1 protein-coding gene is annotated in these 3,193 nt (G+C 35.5%); it reads left to right on the top strand.

Features of this window, described 5'->3' with window-relative positions:
- Window positions 1–2,103: class I tRNA ligase family protein (locus K6343_03780; protein ID MEF3245083.1), on the top strand; the 2,103-nt coding region annotated here is incomplete at its 5' end.
- Window positions 2,104–3,193: the final 1,090 nt, after the last annotated feature.

Genomic DNA, 3,193 nt, shown 5'->3' with positions numbered 1-3,193 from the left:
CAACTTGTTGATCTTGGAGGTAAACTCACAGAAGGTCCATACAAGGGCAAATTTGTAAAAGATGCAGATCCTCTACTTATTGAAGATCTTAAGAAAAGAGGTTTGCTCTTCAAGAAGGAACTCTATGAGCACGATTATCCATTCTGTTGGAGATGTGGCACACCTCTTCTATACTACGCCAAAGGTTCATGGTTTATAAAGATGTCTTCTCTAATAGATCAACTTGTAAAAAACAATGAAAGTGTAAATTGGTTTCCCGAATCAATCAAACACGGAAGGTTTGGAAACTGGCTTGAAAATATAAACGACTGGGCATTATCAAGGGAAAGATACTGGGGCACACCTTTAAATATATGGAAGTGCGAAAAGTGTGGACATGTAGAAGCAGTTGGAAGCATTAAAGAACTGAAAGAATTGGCAATAGAAGATATTGATGAATCTATCGATCTTCATAAGCCATACGTTGATAGAGTTCATTTAAAATGTCCAAAATGTGGAGGCACTATGAGTAGAGTGCCCGAAGTTATAGATGTGTGGTTTGATTCTGGATCAATGCCTTTTGCCCAATTGCACTATCCTTTTGAAAACGTTGAAGAGTTTGAGAAAAACTTCCCTGCCGATTTTATCACCGAAGCAATAGACCAGACAAGAGGATGGTTTTATTCTTTAATGGCGATTTCAACACTTGTAAAGGGTGTTTCACCGTATAAAACAGTTGTTTGCCTTGAACTTATCCTCGATGAGAAGGGTCAAAAGATGAGTAAATCCAAAGGCAATGTTATCGATCCTTGGTCAATACTAAACGTGCAGGGTGCAGATGCCTTTAGATGGGCAATTTATACAGCGTCTCTTCCTTGGCTTCCAAGAAGATTTGGTCCAAATGTTGTTAATGATGCACTAAAGGAATTCATAATACCTTTAAGAAATGTTTACTCTTTCTTTGCAATGTATGCAAATCTTGACAAATTCAATCCAAAAGATACTCCCTATATTGAAGTAAAAGATAGGCATATTCTCGATAGATGGATTATTGCAAGAGTAGAAAATCTCAATAAAGAAATTTACGAAAAATTTGAAAAGTTTGACATCACTCCCCTTACAAAGGACATTCAGAAATTTGTTGACGATCTTTCAAGTTGGTATGTGCGAAGGTCTAGGCGTAGATTTTGGAAAGAGGCACGTGATTTAGATAAGATATCTGCCTATATTACCTTGTATGAGGTCTTAGTAAAACTTACCTACATCCTTGCTCCTTTTACTCCTTTTATGGCAGAAACTCTTTATAGCAAGCTTATTAAACCTTTCTTCCCCGAAATACCAGAAAGTGTGCATCTTACAGATTATCCAAAGCCAAAAGAAGACTTGATTGATGGAGAACTCATAAACGATATGGAAGTAGTTATTGATATTACTTCTATGGGAAGAGCCCTGAGGAAGACTTCAAAAATTAAAGTAAGACAACCACTTCAAAAATTTGTTATCATACCAAGCGCTTCAACAAATATTGATTTGTTAAAAGAAAACGAACAAGTTCTCATGGATGAGTTGAATTTGAAAGAGATTGTCATTGATGACGATTACAGAAAATACGGAGATATCTTTTTAAAGCCAAATCTTGAAGCACTTGGGCAAACTTACGGCAACAAAATACCCGAAATAGTAAAACATCTTAACGACCCTAATGTGATAGAATCTATTTTAAATAACGGCTTATATGAATTTACCGTTGCTGATACTGTAGTTAAACTTACAAGGGCACATGTTTTCGTTGAAGTAAAAGGGAAAGGTAATTATATAGGTTTGTTTGATCAAGGAAATTTTGTGTTCCTTGATACAACGCTTACAGAAGATTTGAAAAAAGAAGGTCATGCAAGAGAAATAATTCATGCTATCCAGAACTTAAGAAAGGAAGCAAATTATGATATTGCAGATAGAATCTTTACTTCCATTTCCCCAAAAGATGAAACGATAACCTCCTTTGAAAATTACATTAAGGATGAAACGCTTTCTGAAGAGATACTTAATGATTTAGTTGAAGCCGATATTGAAAGGGTGCTTAAGATGGATGATAAGACTTATACAGTAAAGTTAAAAAGAAAGTAAAGACTAAAAACTGTGCATGGGTGTCAAAATATCTTAGCGGTGGATAAGAATTGCTATTTGTTTATTAGATATTTTGTGAAAGTTAAAGCATATGTAAAATAAAATGTAAATTAAGAAGAAAACGACATTTTGTAATTTAGTGTTGTTGGTTATCGTAGATGTGATAATTTTGCGAAGTGAAGATTATATATATTAATAGACACTTCTTTCAGGTAGTGAAAAAATTGATGTAAATTGAACCTTGACAACTGAACTCATTTGGAATAACACAGGTGAAGTTAGAAAGGGGTCTTAACCCCTTTGATATTAAAATAGTGCCCTGATGAATAAGGGATTTTTAATCGAGGAGGTGAACATACCCTTCTTTAATTTGAGATTCTTCCTCGCTCACTACGTTTGCTCGTCAGAATGACAACATAGGATAAACTGCAAGATTCTTCCTCGGCAAAAGTCTCCTCGTCAGAATGACTCCCATCCTGTCATCCTGGTTCCCTTTCTCTTGTCATCCTGGTTCCCTTTTCTTTGTCATCCTGAGCGATAGCGAAGGATCTCTTATTTGATGGGGTAAAAAGGATACCCCCTTAAGGCTCCCTCGAGTAATGAAAAACACAAACGGAGGAGATTCTTCACTTCTTACGCCCTCAGAATGACAACATAGGATGAACGTAGAGATTTTTCCTTGGCAAAAAGACGCCTCCTCAGAATGACAATACAGGGTAAACGGATGAGATTCTTCGGCTTCGCACTTACTTATGCAAGGAGAATATTGCGTAAGTAGGTGGGGAAGTTAGAAAGTGGGTTTTTTAACCTCTTCTATATTAAACAACCAATAGAAGCATTACGTTTCCAATTATTCTTTTGAAGTTGTTTTGCCTAAAAAAACATCGAAACTATTAAAAGTATTTGTTTTTATCTGAGTTTAGATATAATATACGTTGTAAACTTATGAAAAAACGGATAACGCCAGTTCAATTTGTATTTATTAGTTTTGTTTTGGTAATCCTAACTGGAGCGATAATTCTTATGCTCCCTATATCAAGTAGAAGCGGACAATTTACCAATTTTGTTACTGCACTTTTTACTGCAACTT

This window comes from Caldisericaceae bacterium (genome assembly GCA_036574215.1).
Lineage (GTDB): Bacteria > Caldisericota > Caldisericia > Caldisericales > Caldisericaceae > Caldisericum.
This window is presented reverse-complemented; position numbering and strand designations above follow the sequence as displayed.